The organism is Shewanella sp. ENK2, from assembly GCF_043568515.1.
GTDB lineage: Bacteria > Pseudomonadota > Gammaproteobacteria > Enterobacterales > Shewanellaceae > Shewanella > Shewanella japonica.
Window position 1 is genome coordinate 3,560,215 of the sequence record NZ_CP171406.1, and the last position, 19,646, is coordinate 3,579,860.

Consider the following 19,646-nt stretch of genomic DNA (forward strand, 5'->3'; position numbering starts at 1 on the left):
ACAAATACACTCGGCAAGTTTTGCTGATAATAACAAGGAGTCTATTTTGAAAAAGATGGTAAATCGCGCGTTAGTAACAATGGCATTTTTAAGTGCACCTATGATGGCACATGCTGAGAAAATTGCTGTGGTTGATATGGGCGAAGTGTTTGAGCAACTACCTCAACGTGAACAAATTTCACAATCACTAAAAACTGAATTTGGTGACCGTGTTGCTGAAGTACAAAAAATGCAAGAAGAAATGCGTACTATGGTTGAGAAGCAGCAACGTGATGGCGCGTTGATGAGCGACAGCCAAAAGACAGATCTTGTACGTCAAATGGAGTCGTTAAAATCTGACTTCCAACTAAAAGGCAAAGCACTTGATGAAGATATGCGTCGTCGTCAAGGTGAAGAGCAAAACAAGCTTTTAGTTAAAGTACAAGAAGCAATCAACACCATTGCACAGAAAGAGTCTTATGACATCGTTCTTCAACGTGGTGCGGTAATCTTTGTAAAGCCAGAAGCTGATATCAGCGACAAAGTTGTTCAAGCGTTAAGTAAAGGCAACTAATGAAAACTGTGACTTTAAAAGAGCTTGGTCAGCTGTTGGACGCAACGATTTTGGGTGATGATTCTCTGGAAATAACCGGAGTTGCGACCCTTGAAGATGCTGCTTCAGATCAACTTTCTTTTTAGCCAATAGTAAGTACCGTGCACAGCTTGAATCTTCTCAAGCTGGTGCGGTGTTATTGAGTGAAAAAGATGCCGAAGATTACTCTGGTAATGCTTTGGTTTTAAAAGATCCTTACGTAGGATTTGCACGCGTAGCGCAATTACTTGATACCACCCCGAAAGTGGCAACAGGTATTCACCCCTCAGCAGTTATTCATGCTTCTGCCCAATTAGGTGAAAATATTGCTATTGCGGCGAATGTCGTGATTGATGCCAATGTGATTATTGGCAATGATGTGCAAATCGGTGCTGGAAGCGTTGTCGCAGAGCAATCAATTATTGGTTCTGGCACATGTTTGAAGGCAAATGTCACCTTCTATCATGACGTGATAGTGGGACAAAATTGTATCTTTCATTCTGGTTGTGTCATTGGCTCTGACGGTTTTGGCTATGCCAATGAGCGCGGTAACTGGATTAAAATTCCACAAACAGGTGGCGTGAGAATTGGTGATAATGTCGAAATCGGAGCTGGTACTACAGTTGACCGTGGCGCATTGTCACACACTGAAATTCACGATGGCGTAATCATCGATAACCAAGTCCAAATCGCCCACAATTGTGTAGTAGGCCAAAATACAGCAATTGCAGGGACGTCTTTCTTAGCCGGTAGCTCAACTTTGGGCAAATATTGTATTGTTGGCGGCGGAAGTGGAATTGCAGGTCACCTTAAAGTGGCGGATGGCACACATATTTCTGGCAGTACCAATGTAACAAGCGAAATTCGTAAGCCTGGTCTGTATTCATCTGCTACAATTGCAATGGATAATAAGAGCTGGCGACGTAATACGGTTCGTTTCCGCCATTTAGATGAATTGTTCAATCGTGTGAAAGAGATTGAGAAAAAATAAAAGATTAGCAGTAAATGGCGTTAACGCCATTTCGAGGAATTACGTGTGGCAAACCAATTGAATACAATGGATATTGAAGAAATTCTTCAATATCTTCCTCATCGTTACCCATTTTTACTTGTCGATCGTGTTTTAGATTACACCGTTGGTGAATCATTACATGCGATCAAAAACGTGACGTTTAACGAACCTTTCTTCCAAGGCCATTTTCCTGTTAAACCTGTCATGCCCGGCGTGTTAATTATTGAAGCAATGGCACAGGCTACTGGCTTACTTGCATTTAAAACCATGAGCCCAGATCCTTCTCCAGATGTGCTATACCTACTTGCTGGTGTTGATAAAGCCCGTTTTAAACGTGTTGTTTCACCAGGGGACCAATTACATTTTCACGTTAAAATGATTAAAGAGCGCCGAGGGATTGGTGTATTTGAAGGACAGGCATTTGTTGATGGTGAACTAGCTTGTTCAGCCGAAATAATGTGTGCACGCAGAGAGATTAACAAGTGATTGATAAGTTAGCATTCGTACATCCCGATGCAAAAATTGGTAACAACGTTACCATTGGTCCTTGGAGTTATATCGGCGCTGATGTTGAAATCGGCGATGATACTTGGATTAGTTCCCATGTGGTTATTAAAGGCCCAAGCGTCATAGGTAAGGGCAATCGCTTCTTTCAATTTTCATCTATTGGTGAAGAATGTCAGGACAAAAAATACGCTGGTGAGCCAACAACATTAATCATGGGCGACAACAATATTGTTCGTGAAAATGTCACCATTCATCGTGGCACGATTCAAGACAACAGTGAAACGCGTATTGGTTCGAACAATTTATTGATGGCTTACGTGCACATTGCTCATGATTGCGTATTAGGCGATAACATTATTATGGCTAACAATGCGTCAATTGCTGGTCATGTACACGTCGGTGACTGGGCAATTTTAGGCGGCATGACAGGCGTACATCAATTTGTTCATATTGGTGCTCATGCGTTTACTGCAGGTTCTTCTACTATCTTCCAAGATGTACCGCCATTTGTAATGGCAGCAGGTAGTCCAGCAATCCCTCGTGGCTTGAATGTTGAAGGTCTTAAGCGCCGTGGTTTCACTAAAGAAACTCAACATGCTATTCGCCGTACGTATAAATCGTTGTACCGTAAAAACCTGACAATTGAAGAAGCATTAGCTGAAATCACAGCCGATGCTGAATCAGATGAACATGTAAAAGGGATGGTTGAGTTTATTAATGGCTCATCTCGCGGGATCATTCGATAGAAGATAACATGACAAATAATACCCCTCGTATATTTGCAATGGTCGCCGGAGAACTCTCCGGCGATATTTTAGGTGCAGGATTAATAAAGTCACTGCAAAAACAATACCCTGATGCACGATTTATCGGTATTGGTGGGCCGCAAATGGAAGCGCTCGGTTTTGAGAGTTACTTTTCATTTGAAGAGCTTGCTGTCATGGGAATTGTTGAAGTCCTCGCGCGATTACCACGATTGCTTAAAGTGCGCGCGACGTTAATTAAAAATATTTGTGCTGAAAAACCTGACTGTTTTATTGGCATAGATGCACCCGATTTTAATATTGGTCTTGAGCTTAAACTCAAAGCACAAGGGATTAAAACCGTTCACTATGTCAGTCCATCTGTATGGGCTTGGCGTCCAAAACGTATTTTTAAAATCGCAAAAGCAACCAACATGGTGCTGTCATTACTGCCGTTTGAAAAAGCATTTTATGACAAGCATCAGGTACCTTGTACTTTTGTTGGTCACACTTTAGCTGATGATATTCCCATGGAAAGCGACAAGCTTGCAGCACGTGAGCAGCTTGGTTTAGATCCGCAAGCGGAATATTTAGCGATTTTGCCTGGTTCACGAGGTGGCGAACTTAAGCAACTTGCCGAACCATTTATCAAAGCTGCAGTCATTATTAAGCAAACCTATCCAGATATTAAATTTGTGACGCCTTTGGTTAATCAAGCTCGCCGTGAACAGTTTATAACTGCACTTAAACAGTTTGCGCCAGATCTTGAAATCGAATTGGTTGAAGGACAATCTCGTGCTGTGATGGCGGCATCAGATGCCATATTGTTAGCATCCGGTACAGCGGCGTTAGAAGCCATGCTTGTTAAGCGTCCGATGGTGATGTCATATCGTGTTAATGCGATGACATACGCCTTGGCAAAGCGACTGATGTTGGTCGAGCACTATTCTTTACCAAATTTATTAGCGGGTCGTGCGTTAATCCCTGAAATTGTTCAAGATGAATGTAACGAGAACAATATTTCTGCAGCTGTGATTGAACAGCTAAATCGTGACTTTACGCCATTGAAAGCTGAGTTTGAGCAAATCCATGAAACCCTTCGCTGCAACGCCAGCGATCGTGCTGCAGACGCTGTTATCGAATTAATAAGCCACTCTCCATTGCAAGAATTGAAATCATGAGCAGAATACCGACAGTCATTAAAGGGATTACACCAGAGCAAGTTGCGTATATCACTCGTGGTGTTGTTGCAGGTGTGGATGAAGTCGGCCGCGGTCCTTTAGTAGGGGATGTGGTGACTGCCGCTGTTATTCTTGATCCTAATCAGCCGATAGCGGGGTTAAATGATTCTAAAAAGCTATCAGAAAAGCGTCGAGAGTTATTGTTTAACGAGATCACAGATAAAGCCTTAGCCGTCAGTGTTGGTAGAGCAACGCCAACCGAAATTGATGATATCAATATTCTGCACGCCACTATGTTAGCAATGCAGCGAGCTGTTGCTGGATTATCCATTCAACCAGAAAAGGTTTTAGTCGATGGTAATCGTACCCCTGATTTTGGTATTCAAAGCCATGCGATTATAAAAGGTGACGGATTAGTTGCAGCGATTAGCGCAGCGTCAATTATCGCTAAAGTCACTCGCGATCGTGAAATGGATGCATTAGATGCCAGATATCCTCAATATGGATTTGCTAATCACAAAGGTTATCCAACAAAAGCTCACTTCGAAGCATTAGAAGCACACGGCGTATTACCTGAGCATCGCAAAAGTTTTAAGCCAGTGATGGCTATTCTTAATCAGTCATGATGAGCGATGACTTTTAGTTCATTATTTTTACCTCATTATTTTTAGATTATTATTTGTTAAGAAGCCCTGTAATTTCAACTTACGAGGTCAGGGCTGAACCGTTGACTTTCCGCTTAGATTGATATTAATTTCGCTATTATAAATTGGCGTAGTTTGCTAATCTGGTCAGCGGTTTTTCCTTTTAATCATGCATTTCAAAGATACTCATATTCTATGTCCGATCCTCGTTTCGTCCATCTCCGTGTTCACAGTGATTTTTCCATGTCTGATGGCGTGGCAAAAGTTAAACCTATTCTGGCGAAAGCCTCAGAACTTGGTATGGGAGCATTAGCAATTACTGACCAGAATAACTTTTGTGGTCTAGTAAAATTCTATGGCGGTTGTCATGGCGCGGGAATAAAACCGATTATCGGCGCTGACTTTTGGATGAAAGTGCCAGGTTTTGCAGATGAATACTGTGCTATTACCATTATCGCCTTAGACAATGACGGTTATCAAAGCTTAACTCAATTAATCAGTGAAGCGTATTTACGTGGCCAACTTAACGGCAGAGTGGTCATCGATCAGGAATGGTTAGTTAAATTTAATCAGGGCATCTTGCTGATTTCAGGTGCTAAAGATGGCGATATTGGTAAAGCGCTATTGAAAGGTAACATGGCGCAAGTTGAAGAGCTGGTGTCATTCTATAAAACCCACTTCCATGACCGTTACTTTTTAGAGTTGATCAGAACGGGCAGACCGGATGAAGAACGTTATCTTCATATGGCTGTTAAACTGGCTTCAGAAAATGAATTACCTGTTGTTGCAACTAATCAAGTGGTGTTTTTAAAAGCCGACGACTTTGAGTCTCACGAAATTCGGGTTGCGATTCATGACGGCTTTACGTTAGCCGATCCTCGTAGACCTAAAAAATACAGTGAACAACAATATCTCCGAACCGAAGATGAAATGTGTGATTTGTTTGCTGATATTCCATCTGCATTATCAAACAGTGTTGAAATTGCCAAACGCTGTAATGTCACGATTCGTTTAAATGAATATTTCTTACCTAATTTCCCAACAGGCGATTTGACCATTGAAGACTTTTTGGTTGAAGTGTCTGAAAAAGGTCTGGAAGAGCGTTTAGAGTTTTTATTCCCTGACGAGCAAGAGCGTAAAGAGAAACGTCCTGAGTATGATGAACGTCTCGATGTTGAACTAAAAGTGATTAACCAAATGGGGTTCCCTGGTTACTTCTTGATCGTAATGGAGTTCATTCAATGGGGTAAAGATAATGGCATACCTGTTGGGCCAGGGCGTGGCTCTGGTGCCGGTTCTTTAGTGGCTTATGCGCTTAAAATTACTGACTTAGATCCATTAGAATACGATTTGTTATTTGAACGTTTCTTGAACCCTGAACGTGTATCCATGCCCGATTTCGACGTTGACTTCTGTATGGATCGCCGTGATGAGGTAATTGACCACGTTGCCGATTTATATGGCCGTGATGCAGTTTCTCAAATTATTACCTTCGGTACTATGGCGGCAAAAGCGGTAGTACGAGATGTTGGGCGGGTGTTAGGTCATCCTTATGGTTTTGTTGAACGGCTTACCAAAATGATTCCAGCCGAGCCTGGCATGACACTGGCTAAAGCGTTCGAAGTCGAGCCTTCACTGCCAGAAGCTTATAATAGCGATGAAGATGTCAAAGAGCTTATTGACATGTGTCGCCGCCTTGAAGGTGTGACCCGAAACGCGGGTAAACATGCTGGTGGTGTTGTAATTTCACCGACAGTCATCACTGACTTCTCACCACTATATTGTGATGCAGAAGGCTTAAACCCAGTGACTCAGTTTGATAAAAATGACGTTGAAACGGCTGGCTTAGTTAAATTCGATTTCTTGGGATTAAGAACCCTAACTATTATCGACTGGGCTTTGCAGATGATTAACCCTCGCTTAGAAAAAGCAGGGGAAGAACCCGTCAGAATTGAATCCATTAGCTTGACTGACCCTAAATCATTTAGATTATTGCAGCGCTATGAAACCACGGCGGTATTCCAGTTGGAGTCTCGTGGTATGAAAGACTTGATTAAACGTCTGCAACCCGATTGTTTTGAAGACATGATTGCATTAGTGGCGTTATTCCGCCCAGGACCTTTGCAGTCCGGCATGGTAGACAACTTTATTGAGCGTAAGCATGGCCGTGAAGAAGTCTCTTATCCTGATGCAGAGTATCAACATGAGTCGTTAAAAGACTTACTAGAGCCGACATACGGTATTATTTTATACCAAGAACAGGTTATGCAAATTGCGCAGGTATTGGCTGGATATACCTTAGGTGGCGCGGACATGCTTCGTCGTGCTATGGGTAAGAAAAAACCTGAAGAAATGGCTAAGCAACGGGGTACTTTCGAAGCTGGCGCAATTAAGAATGGCGTTGATGGGCCATTGTCGATGAAAATTTTCGACTTGGTAGAAAAGTTCGCGGGTTACGGTTTCAACAAATCTCACTCGGCTGCTTATGCGCTAGTTTCATATCAAACCTTGTGGCTAAAAACCCATTATCCTGCAGAGTTTATGGCAGCAGTCATGTCCGCTGATATGGATAACACGGATAAAATTGTGATTTTGGTTGATGAGTGTGAGCGTATGGGCTTGCCAATTATACCACCTGATGTGAATAAAGGATTGTTCAAGTTTACTGTCGATGACGACTTAAACATTGTTTATGGGATTGGTGCGATTAAAGGGGTGGGTGATGGCCCTGTAGAATCGATTTTAAATGCGCGTAAAGATGGCCCATTTACCGATTTGTTTGATTTCTGTGCTCGTATCGATCTTAAAAAGCTAAATAAGCGGGTGATTGAAAAGCTAATTTGCGCAGGAGCACTCGATAATTTAGGCCCACATCGTGCGGCCATGATGGCGACCTTACCTGAAGCGATTTTAGCCGCTGCTCAACATGCGAAAGCTGAAGCCATTGGCCAGAATGATATGTTTGGCTTACTTAATTCTGAGCCAGAAGATAACAAACAAAGCTTTGTCGAATGTCCTACATGGCCTGACAAAGTTTGGCTTGAAGGCGAGCGTGACACATTAGGTTTATACCTTACTGGTCACCCAATTAATCAGTATTTAAAAGAGTTAAGACAATACACTTCTGGACGATTGAAAGACGTTCACCCAACTGATCGCGGTAAAACCGTTAAAGCTGCAGGGTTAGTTATTGCTACTCGAGTGATGATCACCAAGCGAGGCTCAAAAATGGGCTTGGTCACTCTTGATGATAAAAGTGCGCGATTAGAAGTCATGTTGTTTACTGAGGCATTTGAGAAATTTAATCATCTTTTAGAAAAAGATCGTATTTTGATTTGTGAAGGTGAAGTGAGCTTTGATGACTTTGCTGGCGGTAACCGAATGACTGCACGCAATATTATCGAAATCGGTGAGGCGAGAAGTCACTTTGCTAATGCGGTAGAAATTAATGTTACAGCTGAGGATATTAACCCTGAGTGGCTGGAAAAATTTGAACAAGCGCTTTCGCCTTGGAAAAATGGTAGCGTACCAGTAGTGATTAATTATCAGCAGCGTGAAGCCGCAGGGCAATTACGTTTAGGGGATGAGTGGCGTGTTAATCCTACCGATGAGCTGATGTTAGCAATTGAAAGCTTGGTCGGCTCGAGTAACGTTAAGATTGTTTTTTAGTGTTAACTCTGCGTAACTTTGTCGTGTTAAGTGCGATGAGTAACGCACTGGATTAATCATAGTATGTTAAAAGGGACAAGCTGATGAAAATCATTAATATCTGTGAAGCGATTAAGCAGCACACATCAGCTTTGTTACCGATTAACAGCCCAGCTGGTGCTGTTAATGCTGCTCATCATTCATCGAATAAAATTGTACTGGCATACAGCGGCGGGGTTGACTCTGAGTGTCTTTGTTACGGCTTGAGCCAGTTTGCCCAGCAAAACCCGCATATTTCATGTTTATTGGTCCATGTGCATCATGGTTTAAGCCCAAATGCAGATGAGTGGGCGCAGCACTGTGTATCACAAGCGAGTCAATATCAACTCCCTATTCAAGTAGAACATGTCTCATTGACTAAAACATCTCGTACGAGTCTTGAAGCAATCGCCCGAGATGCTCGCTACCAAGTTTTTAAAAAGTACCTTAATCCCGGTGATATTCTCTTAACGGCCCATCATCAAGATGATCAGCTTGAAACGTTATTACTAGCGTTAAAGCGTGGTCAAGGCCCGAAGGGGTTGGCAGCTATGGGGAGCATCCAAGCATTTCATCAACAAAGTTGGGTCATTAGACCTTTGCTGGGCTTTTCTCGTAGTGACATTGAGGCATTTGCAATCGATAAGTCATTAATTCATATCGAAGATGAGAGTAACTTAGACACCCAGTATGATCGAAATTTTCTGCGTCAAGATATCATTCCTAGACTAAAGCAACGTTGGCCGAGTATTGCTGCAACAGCATCTCGCAGCGCGCAGCTTTGTGCGCAGCAGCAATCTATCGTTGACGCTGAAGTGACTCAGCGACTTCCTGAATTCATTACGTACTCTCCGAGTTTTAGTTTATCAGGCCCTGGTTTAGCGCTATTAACATTCAAAGAACAATCAAGTGAATGGCAAAACTTGCTTTTACGCGGTTTTATTTTAGCTCAAGGCTACAAATTACCGTCTCAGTCGCAGCTTGAGCAAATTGTGAATCAACTATTGTACGCTGCTAATGATGCCAACGTAGATGTCCAGTGTGCCGGATATTCGATTAAACGTTTTGCTGGATGTGCCTATGTTGTACCCAAGATCAGTAAAAAGGACTTAGAGGCATCACAGAGCATTGATGCTGAGTTGCTGACTAATGCGATTCAGCGGTTAGACATGCGAACTGAAGAGGTTTGTACTGTTAAGTTATCCAGTCTATCTATAAATAATTTAGAAGGTGAGCAATCACCTCAACCTTTACATGTCTCAGTGGGAGCGAGTACTCAAGGAGCGCGACTATCGATAACGGATTTAACCTCGATTAGCATTGTCTTTACAGCGAAAGGGAGCACCCGCTGTCAACCCCACTTTAGGGATAAAGGACGAGAGCTTAAAAAGATATGGCAAGAACTTGCCGTTCCGCCTTGGATGAGGGATAAAGTAGCTTTGGTTTTTTATGGCGAAGTGTTAGTTGCCGCGATTGGCTTGTGGGTCGATAAACGCTACTTAGCTAAAGCTGATGAAATCGGTTTACTATTAAACTATAAAATGCAGGCATCAGATTAACGTTTACAAACACTTACTGCATTTCTTCAAGGTAACTTAGTATAAAACGGCAATCTTTTTACTCACTAAGAACGCTCAACGTTAAAGTGATTTGCTAATGTAGCTAAACACTAACAACAGTTTTTGTGATTTATTATCAATAGTTTAACTCTGTTAAGTTTTGTCTATTCATAACTTAGTCATTGCAAATTCTAAAACAATTTCTGCCCGCATCTTTGGCTTCATATAACGCCATATCAGCACTTTCATACAGTTTATCTTGGGTTTGTGCGCCACTTGAACTTGCCACGCCTAAGCTGCATTTAACTTGAAAAGTGCTCATTAACGGATGTGAGTCCATGGTGTTAATGATACGCTGACACAAAGGCGTCATTTCGAGTGCATTTCCTTGAGCTATAATTATAAATTCGTCACCACCAATACGAAAAGCTTGATCGGTATTTCGAATAGCGTCATTAATCAGTTCAGCAAATGAAGATAAAATCGTATCGCCAAGTTTATGTCCGTGTTGATCATTTACACTTTTAAAGTTGTCTAAATCGAGCACGACCAAAGAGATATCACCTTGGTTTCTGTTGGCTCTGGCCAATGCGCTCTTGATACTTTGTCGATAATAATAGCGATTCCCTAAGCCTGTTAACGCATCAAACATGGCTTGATTCGACATTTGACTGTACTTAGTTGCATTTAAAAATGGTTGGCAAAACAATTTTTCAATTTCATTAAGCTGTATTAATTGGTCGGGTGTTAATGGCGAGCTGAGGTAATATTTGATGCTATAAGGCTCACCAAAGCCGCTAATCACTCTTTGTTGATTAAGTCCATGACAACGACCCCAGTTTAATTTTAGCTGGTGATTCAGTTGTACACCTTGGATCGGCAATAATTGGCCTAGTGACTTGCCGTAACTGGCAAATACCGTTCTTGGCTCTAAACTTGCGTGCATTTGCTGCAAGATTTCCATCAAATTATTATCTGAGTTGTGATCTTTGCCAGCTGTGTAAGGCGCTGATTTTCCCCAGTTTTGTTCTGGATATGGCTGTGAAGCTATGGCGTAATCCATTTTTACTACCTCATTTGATGCAAATACATGCGAATGCGAAACATATAAATAAAATTGTTTTTACCTGTATCAAAATGTAAGCAAAAACTGTGCCTGATATTTTTAGTTACTAATTATCATAAGGTTATTGTTAATTGGTTTTATTGTTAATAGACTGTTTCATTGGATCGCTATTTTATTGACTCGGAGAACTCGCATTTATGGAGCACAGCATCTTTATCCATATTCTCTCAATGCTCGTGATAGCTATTGTGGCTATTTCACTGCTAAGGCGATTTGGTTTACCTCCCATTCTTGCTTACCTACTCACAGGAGTAGTGAGCGGTCCTAGCGGTTTTCATTGGTTCACCCAGCAGCAAATGCATTCAGTGGCTGAGCTTGGCGTTGTGTTATTGATGTTCAGTTTAGGGCTTGAATTCTCTGTACCTAAGTTGTGGTCAATGCGAAGAACGGTATTTGGCTTAGGTAGTGCGCAAGTGACCTTTACTGCGCTTTTAGCTGGTTTGGTGGCATTGCTATTTGGCCAAGATATGATTTCAGCCATTGTTATTGGTTCTGCAGTTGCATTGTCTTCAACGGCGATTGTATTAAAGCTGGTTAACGAGCAAGGGTGGATGCGAAGACGTCACGGCGAGCTCTCTGTCAGTGTGCTGCTCTTTCAAGATATTGCAGTGGTGCCGCTATTAATTATCTTACCTTTACTATCAACCAATGGTGAGCCGATAGGCTTTCTAGATATTGCTTGGGGTATGCTTACAGGCATTTTGGCATTCATTGGTTTGATGTCTTTCGGTAAGTGGGTGTTACCTCGAATTTTTGACGAAGTAGCTCGTTCTCGTTCAAATGAATTGTTCGTGTTATCCACCTTAGTTGTTGTATTAGTCACAGGAGCCTTTACTCAGTGGTTAGGTTTATCGATGGCGCTCGGTGCTTTTATTGCGGGTATGTTATTGGGTGAGAGTCAATATCGTCGTCAACTTGAAGCTGATATAAGACCATTTAGAGATCTCTTAATGGGTCTGTTTTTTATCTCTATCGGTATGCTGCTAGATTTTACGATTGTTGCGCAATTTTGGTGGCAAATTCTATTAATTTTAGTTGCTGTTTTAGTGACTAAAACTGTCGTGGTATTCGGTATTTTAAAGTTGGGCGGTGAACAGTTTAAAGTGGCGTTAAGTACAGCCATTAGCTTGGCACAAGTGGGTGAGTTTAGTTTTGTACTGTTAGCGTTGGCGGTTAATTATCAGCTATTAGAAACTCAAATGAGTACCATTTTTGTCATGGTGGCCGTTTTGTCTATGTCAATTGCGCCTTGGCTTATCAGAAACAGTGTTGAAATAGCGCAGGCTATCGAAGGTAAAACATCACGTAAAAAACAGATTGAAGATGAGTTTCAATTGCCGCCACCAGAAGACGGGGATTTAGTATTAATTCTTGGTTACGGCCGAGTGGGGCAAACCATCGCCCGATTTTTGAAAAAAGAAGCAGTGCCATTTGTGGTGTTAGATCTTGACCCTACGAGAGTGTCAGAAGCTAAGAATGCTGGCGAACCTGTATTTTTCGGTGACGCTTGTAAAATGGGGTTATTAAAACAAATTGGTATACGTCGTGCCAGCATGGTGGTCATTACATTTGGAGAGTCTCGCCAAGTGGAAGATTGCCTGGCACTGTCGCGCAAATTGGCGCCAGATACTAAGATTTTAGTGAGAACCACGGATGATGCAGAGCTTGATAGTTTAAAACAGATGGGCGCCACGCAGGTTATTCCCGAAAAGCTTGAAGGCAGCTTAATGCTGGTATCCCAAGTGCTATACAAATGTGGGGTGCCACTACCAAGAATTATTAAGCGATTAGAATCAGAAAGGCGTAACCATTACCAATATCTTCATGGCTTTTTTACTGGGGCTGAGACGGATATGACCTTAGAGCTACTGCATGCGGTGTCGTTAGATACTGGTTCTAATGCGGTTGGTAAGCGCATCGCTAAAATCCCTTGGTCTCAGTTAGGTGTTGAACTTAGAGCGGTAAGAAGGAAAGGCGAGGAGATAAGTCCTGCACCAGAAGACTGGGTTTTCGAGCGAAATGACATCATCATGTTGGTTGGTAAACCACGCTCAATAGAGGCTGCAGAAGAGTATTTATTGCAAGGTTGATGGTTTTTTTGAAGATGACTAATTACAGTAGAATTTTGCCATCTTCTTCCATACAATGGCTAGTTACGTTTGTTGTTGAGTAGCCATGTGGTTACTGCTTGTATGGGATAGTCATGTCGGCCAAATTGTTTAATCTTCCTATCAAAATAAGCTTAGAGTTGATTGCTAAGTTATTTTCATCAGTTCAATTACAAAAAGCGCAGAATTATCTCATTGAAGGCCGAGTGCTTGAAGTGCACGCAAGCCAAGAAAATCATAATGTTGAATCTTATGTGGCTGGCTCTGCGATCGAGCCTTATCGCCAAGACATTACTCTGGTAAATGTAAATCACAAAATCGTGATGAAATCACATTGTACTTGCCCTGTCGGCTCCAACTGTAAGCATGTTGCTGCCGCCTTGTTAGCGCTAATTGATAAAAAACCAGTTGAAGAACAACGATTAAGCCAGTGGCTGATGCAACTTGAAAAGCAAGATTTAGTGCACGCCACAGAAGAAGATGAAGAAAAAGATCGAATTATTTTCACGCTTTCTAGCGACCATCATGGCATTTTTGTCGACTTTAAGCGCAGTAAGCTAAATAAAAAACAACAGTTTAATAAGGGCAGTAAAATTGCCTTAAATGATGTTAAATATCATCTACCTTGGTGGATCAGCCCTGAAGATAGTCAGATTATTAGCTTGCTGTTATCTTCTTCAAAAAGTGCTTCAAAAATATACCTTGAGGGCGAAATTTGCGCTCTTGCATTAACAAAAATGCTTGAACTTGGTACGTGCTTCTGGGAAGAGAATCGCACACCTTTAACGTTAACTTCTAAACTGGCTCCTGATTTTGTTTGGCAAGAAACTGACGCCCGTCATACTCAAATTAGCATGAGTATGCCAGAGTTAGATAATTGGGAGTTTATCGCTACCAACCCACCAATGTTCGTTGACTTAGATTATTTAAAAGTTGGCTATTTAGACACGGATTTATCAGTAGATAAATTAAAGCTGCTGCAGCAAATGCCGCCAGTGCCATTAGATAAGGTGGATGATATTAGCGATAAAATGCTGCGTCATTTTTCACCTAAAAGTGTGCCAGTTCCCAGTGAGATTGAATTTCATGAGATAGAAGATCCGCTCAAAGTCTCGCTAACCTTTACGATGGCACAGCTAAATGACAGTCCTATCATGCAGCCTGTGCTGCAAGTCGAGTTTCTGTATGGTGATATCAGCATTGCTGGTAGAAAAAGCCGAGAAAAAATTAATCTTATCAAACAAGGTAAGGTGCAATATCAAATACATCGAGAACTTGAGTTAGAAGCTCAAGCACTTGAATGTCTTGAAAGCCTACAGTTACAGGCGATTGATAACAGTATCCTGACCTATAACAATCAACATGTTAGCTATTTTAGCCTTGGTTTAATGCCAGAGATGGTTAACGAGTGGGCGCAACTCACGACTTTTGGCATTATGACCTTAGAAGATTTAGGCTATAACGTGGAGTTTGCTGCTGACTTTGACTTAAACATTGTTGATGCAGATATTGAGGTAGATTTAGATGACGATGAAGATAGTGGTTGGTTTTCGTTATCGTTAAATGCTGATATCGAAGGGCAGAGTGTGCCGCTGTTGAGCCTTGTTGCCCGTTGGCTCCAGCAAAATGGTGAGCCTGATGATGAGCAAGAGCTTATTTTACCCGGGCCAAATGGACGGTTTGTCAAAATTAAAGCCAAAACAATTAAGCCGCTAATTTCGGTGATTCAGGAGTTATTTCAGCGAGGCGGTGGTGATGTTCTCGAAGTCCCACGTAACCGAGCTGATTTGCTTAATGAATTGTCAGAAAGCGATATTAGATTACTCAATGGTGAAAGAGTCAGGCATTTAGCGACAAAATTAGCCGAGTTTAAAGGGATTGAGTCAGTTGCATTGCCCACAGGGCTTAATGCCACTTTGCGAGACTATCAAAAACAAGGGTTTGATTGGTTGTGCTTTTTAAAAGAATATCAACTGGGCGGTATTCTTGCTGATGATATGGGCTTAGGTAAGACGTTACAGACATTGGCATTTTTATTAAAATCCAAACAGATGAAAGCGCAAAATATTGACTCGAGCAGCACGACGTCATTAACACCAAGACCGAGTCTTATCGTTTGTCCTACTAGTTTAGTGGGTAACTGGTATAAAGAAGCTCAAAAGTTTACTCCCGAGCTAAAAGTGTTGGTTATTCATGGCAACAAGCGTCAAGCATTACTCGAAAAAATCGAAGAGTTTGATGTCATTGTCACCACATACCCTCTGATTTTACGTGATGAAATGGTGTATAGCGAATATAGCTTTGAGCACATTATTTTAGATGAAGCACAACAAATCAAAAATGCGCAAGCAAAGGTGACCCAAGCGTTAAAGACTTTTAAAGGTCAATTCCGTTTGTGTTTGTCAGGCACACCGTTAGAAAATCATTTAGGTGAATTAAAGTCGTTAATGGATTTTTGTTTACCAGGATTATTAGGCCAACATGCTTACTTTAATAAAGAGTTTCGTGGCCCAATTGAGAAACAAGCTGATACTGAAAAGTCAGCTATTTTGCTAAACCGAATTGCGCCATTTTTACTACGTCGTACTAAAAACGAAGTGATGTCGGAGTTACCTGAAAAAACCATCATAGTACAAACCCTTGAACTGGAAAAAGATCAACGTAACTTATATGAAAGTATCCGCTTAGTGATGGAGAAAAAACTGCGAGAACTGTTTGCAAAACAAGGTGTTTCAAGCAGTCATATTGAGTTTTTAGATGCGTTATTAAAACTACGCCAAGCCTGTTGCGATCCTAGACTGGTTAAGTTAGAACAAGCTCAATACGTTGAAGATAATGCGAAGTTAACTTGGCTGACGCAAAACGTGCCAGAAATGGTTGAAGAAGGCCGAAAGATCCTAATCTTTAGCCAGTTCACAGGTATGCTGGCATTGATTGAACAAGAGTTTATTCATATGGGTATTCCATATAGTAAATTAACTGGTCAAACTCGACAGCGCCAAGATGAAATCGATGCGTTTCAAGAGGGGGATGTGCCGGTGTTTTTAATCAGTTTAAAAGCGGGCGGAACAGGGCTTAATTTAACCGCTGCAGATACTGTGATTCACTTTGATCCATGGTGGAACCCCGCAGCAGAAAAACAAGCGACCGATCGAGCGCACCGCATTGGTCAACTAAATCCAGTATTTGTTTATAAGCTAATTGCTCAAGGTACAGTTGAAGAGAAAATTCAAGAAATGCAGCAACATAAACAAAGTCTTGCTGACAGTATTCTCGCTGGAAGTGCCAAAAGTCAGTGGCAAGGCAATGCCGATGACTTATTGGCACTATTGAGATAATACAGCTGCTAAGATTGACTGACTAAATTATCAAGTACAGTAAAGCTTTCAATATGCTGATATTGCCAATAGAGCTGAGTTAACTCAGCTCTATTTTTTTGTGTGTTAACGAGGCAATATTGGGGCTTTCACCCATGGTGTGCAAATACTTTAACAGTACATCAAATTCAAAAATGACTTCGCCTGCCATGGGGAGGCTCTCTGCGTAGGGGTAACACTGGCGGCTATCAGCTTGATATTCTTGATGATCGAATTGAAAAAACACAATGTCGGCTCGGGTCTGCAACATGTCTATGTATAAAGATGAATAGTCTGTGATCAGTAAATCAACGTCATTGATGATTTCATAAGTATCTTGCCAATCAGAGATATTAATAATATTTGGATAGTGACTAATATCATTGGCTAAATCAGCTTCATTAGGGTGTAAGCGCAATAATAATAGCTGCTTATTGTAGACGAGTGCTTCCGATAAGCTCTCAAAATTAATGGCTTGTAGATAAGGGTTAGTGCGAGTTTCCCTATCACCCGCAATGCCACTGTCGCGCCAAGAAGGGGCGTACAATAACACCTGCGACACATTATTATTCTGTTTCAATGTTTGTATTATGGATGTTGATTTAGGGTATCGCTGATAAAAATCTGTACGAGGATTGCCCGATAACAACATATGGTGCTCGCTAATATGAAAAGCTGTAGCAAATAATGCTGAGACTAAATCGCTTGGTGCAATCATGTAATCTGGAGCAATTCTTTGCTGGTGGTATTGCGTTACGGAGACAAACTTTTGATGCAAGCTTTGAGGGTGATAAACCGAGAATAATGGGCCGTTATTGATATCATATTCAATACGTTTTAATGGCGAGCCATGCCATAAATTAATCTTGACAGCTCCATTGGCAAAGTACTGATTCACATCTCCAATATAGCTGTTATACACGTAATATTTGGCAGTAAGGGCATGGAAAATGCCTTTTATACTCCAACGATAATAAGCTTCATAACCTTGAATGGTCAGTTGAGCAATGACATCTTTGTCACCGGAAATCCAAATAGAGCGAATCGTTTTCGCTTGTTGCCAATGCAGGTATAGGTACTTACTATTATCTGCGAATTTGTTTTTGTAGCTTCCCATCACAGCCTTTTGAGTTCTTGGAAACAAGGCTGCAATAAAATAGATGGATTGAGTGACTACATACCTGATGCTGTTGACAATGTATTGGCCCAATTTATGATCCCATAACAATTGAAAAGTCCGTTAAATACAGAATAGCACTAATCAAGTTAACTGCCAGATATAAAAGAAATTTATTAAAAATGTTACCTGCCTGCGATTAAGCAGGCACTGCAAGATTATTTTTAATTTCAGTCGTTGAAATATCATCGGTACGAGTAAGATATAACACATCACATTGACTTTTTAGATGATCAAATTGACCTTCCCAGTCGTCACCGATAGCAAAAACATCGACATCAAATTTCTCTATATCGGTGCTTTTTTGTTGCCAGTTTTGCTCAGGAATGACTTTAGATACATATTTACAAGCAGCAATGATTTCACTGCGTTGCTCATAACTGAAAAATGCAGCTTTGCCTTTCATCGCATTAAATTCGTCGGTGGACACACCAACAATAAGTTGGTCACACATTTCGCTTAAACGAGCCAGTAATCTAACGTGACCAAAGTGAAATAAATCAAAAGTACCGTAAGTTATAATCGTTTTCATAATGATATTCCTTAATCGTATTCATGCGATAAATGAGTATTAGGGTTAACCTTTTATAACGATGTCCGTATTGGCTTTATTCATTTGCTGTTGCAACAGGTTGACTAAATATTGTGGTTTATTCGCTTGTTCAAATTCTATTTCAACCATTTGGACTTCTTCTATTGGGGTTGTTTCATCAAAATTAAGTTGTACTGGTCCATAAACACCATATGGCGTTGAGCTATTGATTTTGCTTTGGAATTGCGTTGAGGCACCAAACAAGTTGAGGTCTCCTTTTGCTGCACTCCAAAGTTGAGGTAATAATGCAAAACTAGGGCTAGCAATATTGAACTTGTGTACTTTAATCGGTTGATTATCATTGCTAACAACGGTGTCTGTTACTATGGGTTTTCTGGGTTTATTAATGCATGCACATAAAAATAACGTCAGTAAAAGCGGCGATAATAGGACGTATAGTATGAGTAACCCTGCACGCTGAACTAACGTATTGTATTGCGTTGGCTCTTGAACTGACTTGGCAATAAGACTGGGATCTTCAATACGAGTCCAGCTATTGGTTTGCGGGTCTATCATCAAGTCTTGCGAGATGATTTTATTGTTTACACTGAGCTGTGGTCCGACATATGAGTTAGGTAATATGATGCTGTTTTGAATGGTGCTATCTTCAATAAAGCAGTACTCACCGACAACCACGCCTTCAGTAAGCGATGCTTTTGGAGATACTTTTGTAAACTCGCCGATGGCGCCATATACATCTGTTTTTGATAAATCAGGTAATTGACATTGCGCTTCAACAATCAAATGTTGCTTGGTATTGTTTGTCGCTATCGCACGACCTTTAACGCAAAAATCACGACTGTTGATAACATATTCAGATGCTTCAACATAGGCAGCTAAACTATCTAAGTAAAAGCATTCGCCATGAAGTAACTGCGCAACACTATCTGCATGGTTAACTTCTTTCGTCTCAAGCGGCCAGTTCATTAACTCATGATGTTTCCAACCAGCAGGTAGCATCATCATTGCTGGATTACGCTGTGACATTTTTGCATGCACAAACTTTGATGGCATTAAACTGGCAAATTCAATAAAACGACCCAAACAAGGACTGCGTAACATATCTCCACGAACCACTAATGCTTGGGTGTCTTTGTTGATGCTCATGCGAGACAGCACGCTATTAACTTGCTCTTCAGGTTTGCTTAAGAAGTAATCTATTTTTAATCCCCATTGCTGACCATTTCCGAGTTGACTTTCGATTTTTTTGCGTCGCTACAGATGACTAGCTTCACGTCGGTAACACCTGCTGACGCTAAGTCTTCTAAGGTATATTCAACCAATGCTTTATTAGCAACGGGCAAAAGCGCTGGGCAGTATTGTTGATTTAAAGGGGCTAATTCATTGCCTGTACGATTTGCAAATACGATAGCTTGCATAATG

The 19,646-nt window shown here is 41.2% G+C and carries 14 protein-coding genes and 1 pseudogene; 10 read left to right on the forward strand and 5 right to left on the reverse strand.

Annotation, left to right across the window (positions count from 1 at the left end; all coding sequences use genetic code 11):
• The first annotated feature begins 55 nt into the window (after window positions 1–55).
• The 8 genes and pseudogenes from ACGEDC_RS15635 (at window position 56) to tilS (ending at window position 9,904) form a co-directional block, all read left to right on the forward strand.
• Window positions 56–553 (forward strand): OmpH family outer membrane protein, encoded by a 498-nt coding sequence (locus tag ACGEDC_RS15635; RefSeq protein ID WP_055023079.1) that lies wholly within the window; start codon window positions 56–58, stop codon window positions 551–553.
• Window positions 553–1,562, forward strand: a pseudogene (lpxD, locus tag ACGEDC_RS15640) (UDP-3-O-(3-hydroxymyristoyl)glucosamine N-acyltransferase). Before ACGEDC_RS15635 ends, lpxD begins: the two are co-directional and overlap by 1 nt.
• A 45-nt stretch (window positions 1,563–1,607) precedes the next feature.
• On the forward strand, window positions 1,608–2,069 hold the full coding sequence (fabZ, locus tag ACGEDC_RS15645; RefSeq protein ID WP_055023077.1) for a 3-hydroxyacyl-ACP dehydratase FabZ: 462 nt from the start codon (window positions 1,608–1,610) through the stop codon (window positions 2,067–2,069).
• Complete coding sequence (lpxA, locus tag ACGEDC_RS15650; RefSeq protein ID WP_055023076.1) at window positions 2,066–2,836, forward strand: acyl-ACP--UDP-N-acetylglucosamine O-acyltransferase; 771 nt, start codon at window positions 2,066–2,068, stop codon at window positions 2,834–2,836. Before fabZ ends, lpxA begins: the two co-directional genes overlap by 4 nt.
• A gap of 8 nt (window positions 2,837–2,844) precedes the next feature.
• Window positions 2,845–4,014, forward strand: coding sequence for a lipid-A-disaccharide synthase (gene lpxB, locus ACGEDC_RS15655; RefSeq protein ID WP_394494323.1), 1,170 nt, complete (start codon window positions 2,845–2,847; stop codon window positions 4,012–4,014).
• Entirely contained in the window at window positions 4,011–4,640 is a 630-nt protein-coding gene (gene rnhB, locus ACGEDC_RS15660) for a ribonuclease HII (RefSeq protein WP_394494326.1), read from the forward strand. The genes lpxB and rnhB overlap by 4 nt, the downstream gene beginning before the upstream one ends.
• A 213-nt stretch (window positions 4,641–4,853) precedes the next feature.
• Window positions 4,854–8,327, forward strand: coding sequence for a DNA polymerase III subunit alpha (dnaE, locus tag ACGEDC_RS15665; RefSeq protein ID WP_192022423.1), 3,474 nt, complete (start codon window positions 4,854–4,856; stop codon window positions 8,325–8,327).
• A gap of 83 nt (window positions 8,328–8,410) precedes the next feature.
• The gene (gene tilS / locus ACGEDC_RS15670) at window positions 8,411–9,904 is read left to right on the forward strand and encodes a tRNA lysidine(34) synthetase TilS (RefSeq protein WP_394494330.1); all 1,494 of its coding nucleotides are present in this window, start codon (window positions 8,411–8,413) and stop codon (window positions 9,902–9,904) included.
• A 175-nt stretch (window positions 9,905–10,079) separates the two neighbouring features.
• Here tilS and ACGEDC_RS15675 read toward each other — a convergent pair whose 3' ends face one another.
• Window positions 10,080–10,967 (reverse strand): GGDEF domain-containing protein, encoded by an 888-nt coding sequence (locus ACGEDC_RS15675; RefSeq protein WP_394494333.1) that lies wholly within the window; start codon window positions 10,965–10,967, stop codon window positions 10,080–10,082.
• Window positions 10,968–11,167: 200 nt separating this feature from the next.
• Here ACGEDC_RS15675 and ACGEDC_RS15680 point away from each other — a divergent pair, with 200 nt between their 5' ends.
• Window positions 11,168–13,120 carry a monovalent cation:proton antiporter-2 (CPA2) family protein gene (locus tag ACGEDC_RS15680; protein ID WP_394494335.1) on the forward strand — a complete coding sequence of 651 codons (1,953 nt, stop codon included), beginning with the start codon at window positions 11,168–11,170 and terminating at the stop codon, window positions 13,118–13,120.
• A gap of 113 nt (window positions 13,121–13,233) precedes the next feature.
• Complete coding sequence (locus ACGEDC_RS15685; RefSeq protein WP_394494338.1) at window positions 13,234–16,476, forward strand: SNF2-related protein; 3,243 nt, start codon at window positions 13,234–13,236, stop codon at window positions 16,474–16,476.
• 79 nt (window positions 16,477–16,555) lie between these two features.
• Here the strand turns inward: ACGEDC_RS15685 and ACGEDC_RS15690 are convergent, their stop codons facing one another.
• The 4 genes from ACGEDC_RS15690 to ACGEDC_RS15705 all read right to left on the reverse strand — a co-directional run bounded on the left by ACGEDC_RS15690 (window position 16,556) and on the right by ACGEDC_RS15705 (window position 19,642).
• On the reverse strand, window positions 16,556–17,704 hold the full coding sequence (locus tag ACGEDC_RS15690) for a CDP-glycerol glycerophosphotransferase family protein (protein WP_394494340.1): 1,149 nt from the start codon (window positions 17,702–17,704) through the stop codon (window positions 16,556–16,558).
• 106 nt (window positions 17,705–17,810) lie between these two features.
• Window positions 17,811–18,203 (reverse strand): glycerol-3-phosphate cytidylyltransferase, encoded by a 393-nt coding sequence (gene tagD / locus ACGEDC_RS15695; protein ID WP_055023069.1) that lies wholly within the window; start codon window positions 18,201–18,203, stop codon window positions 17,811–17,813.
• Between the two features lie 45 nt (window positions 18,204–18,248).
• Window positions 18,249–19,370, reverse strand: coding sequence for a hypothetical protein (locus tag ACGEDC_RS15700; protein WP_394494343.1), 1,122 nt, complete (start codon window positions 19,368–19,370; stop codon window positions 18,249–18,251).
• Window positions 19,371–19,426: 56 nt separating this feature from the next.
• The gene (locus ACGEDC_RS15705) at window positions 19,427–19,642 is read right to left on the reverse strand and encodes a sugar phosphate nucleotidyltransferase (protein ID WP_394494346.1); all 216 of its coding nucleotides are present in this window, start codon (window positions 19,640–19,642) and stop codon (window positions 19,427–19,429) included.
• Window positions 19,643–19,646 lie beyond the last annotated feature (4 nt).

Coding starts and splice junctions, on each gene's coding strand:
- dnaE (WP_192022423.1), top strand. CDS start 4,854: ATGTCCGATCCTCGTTTCGTCCATCTCCGTGTTCACAGTGATTTTTCC.
- ACGEDC_RS15700 (WP_394494343.1), bottom strand. CDS start 19,370: ATGAGCATCAACAAAGACACCCAAGCATTAGTGGTTCGTGGAGATATG.
- tilS (WP_394494330.1), top strand. CDS start 8,411: ATGAAAATCATTAATATCTGTGAAGCGATTAAGCAGCACACATCAGCT.
- ACGEDC_RS15675 (WP_394494333.1), bottom strand. CDS start 10,967: ATGGATTACGCCATAGCTTCACAGCCATATCCAGAACAAAACTGGGGA.
- ACGEDC_RS15685 (WP_394494338.1), top strand. CDS start 13,234: ATGTCGGCCAAATTGTTTAATCTTCCTATCAAAATAAGCTTAGAGTTG.
- ACGEDC_RS15705 (WP_394494346.1), bottom strand. CDS start 19,642: ATGCAAGCTATCGTATTTGCAAATCGTACAGGCAATGAATTAGCCCCT.
- ACGEDC_RS15680 (WP_394494335.1), top strand. CDS start 11,168: ATGGAGCACAGCATCTTTATCCATATTCTCTCAATGCTCGTGATAGCT.
- tagD (WP_055023069.1), bottom strand. CDS start 18,203: ATGAAAACGATTATAACTTACGGTACTTTTGATTTATTTCACTTTGGT.
- lpxB (WP_394494323.1), top strand. CDS start 2,845: ATGACAAATAATACCCCTCGTATATTTGCAATGGTCGCCGGAGAACTC.
- ACGEDC_RS15635 (WP_055023079.1), top strand. CDS start 56: ATGGTAAATCGCGCGTTAGTAACAATGGCATTTTTAAGTGCACCTATG.
- rnhB (WP_394494326.1), top strand. CDS start 4,011: ATGAGCAGAATACCGACAGTCATTAAAGGGATTACACCAGAGCAAGTT.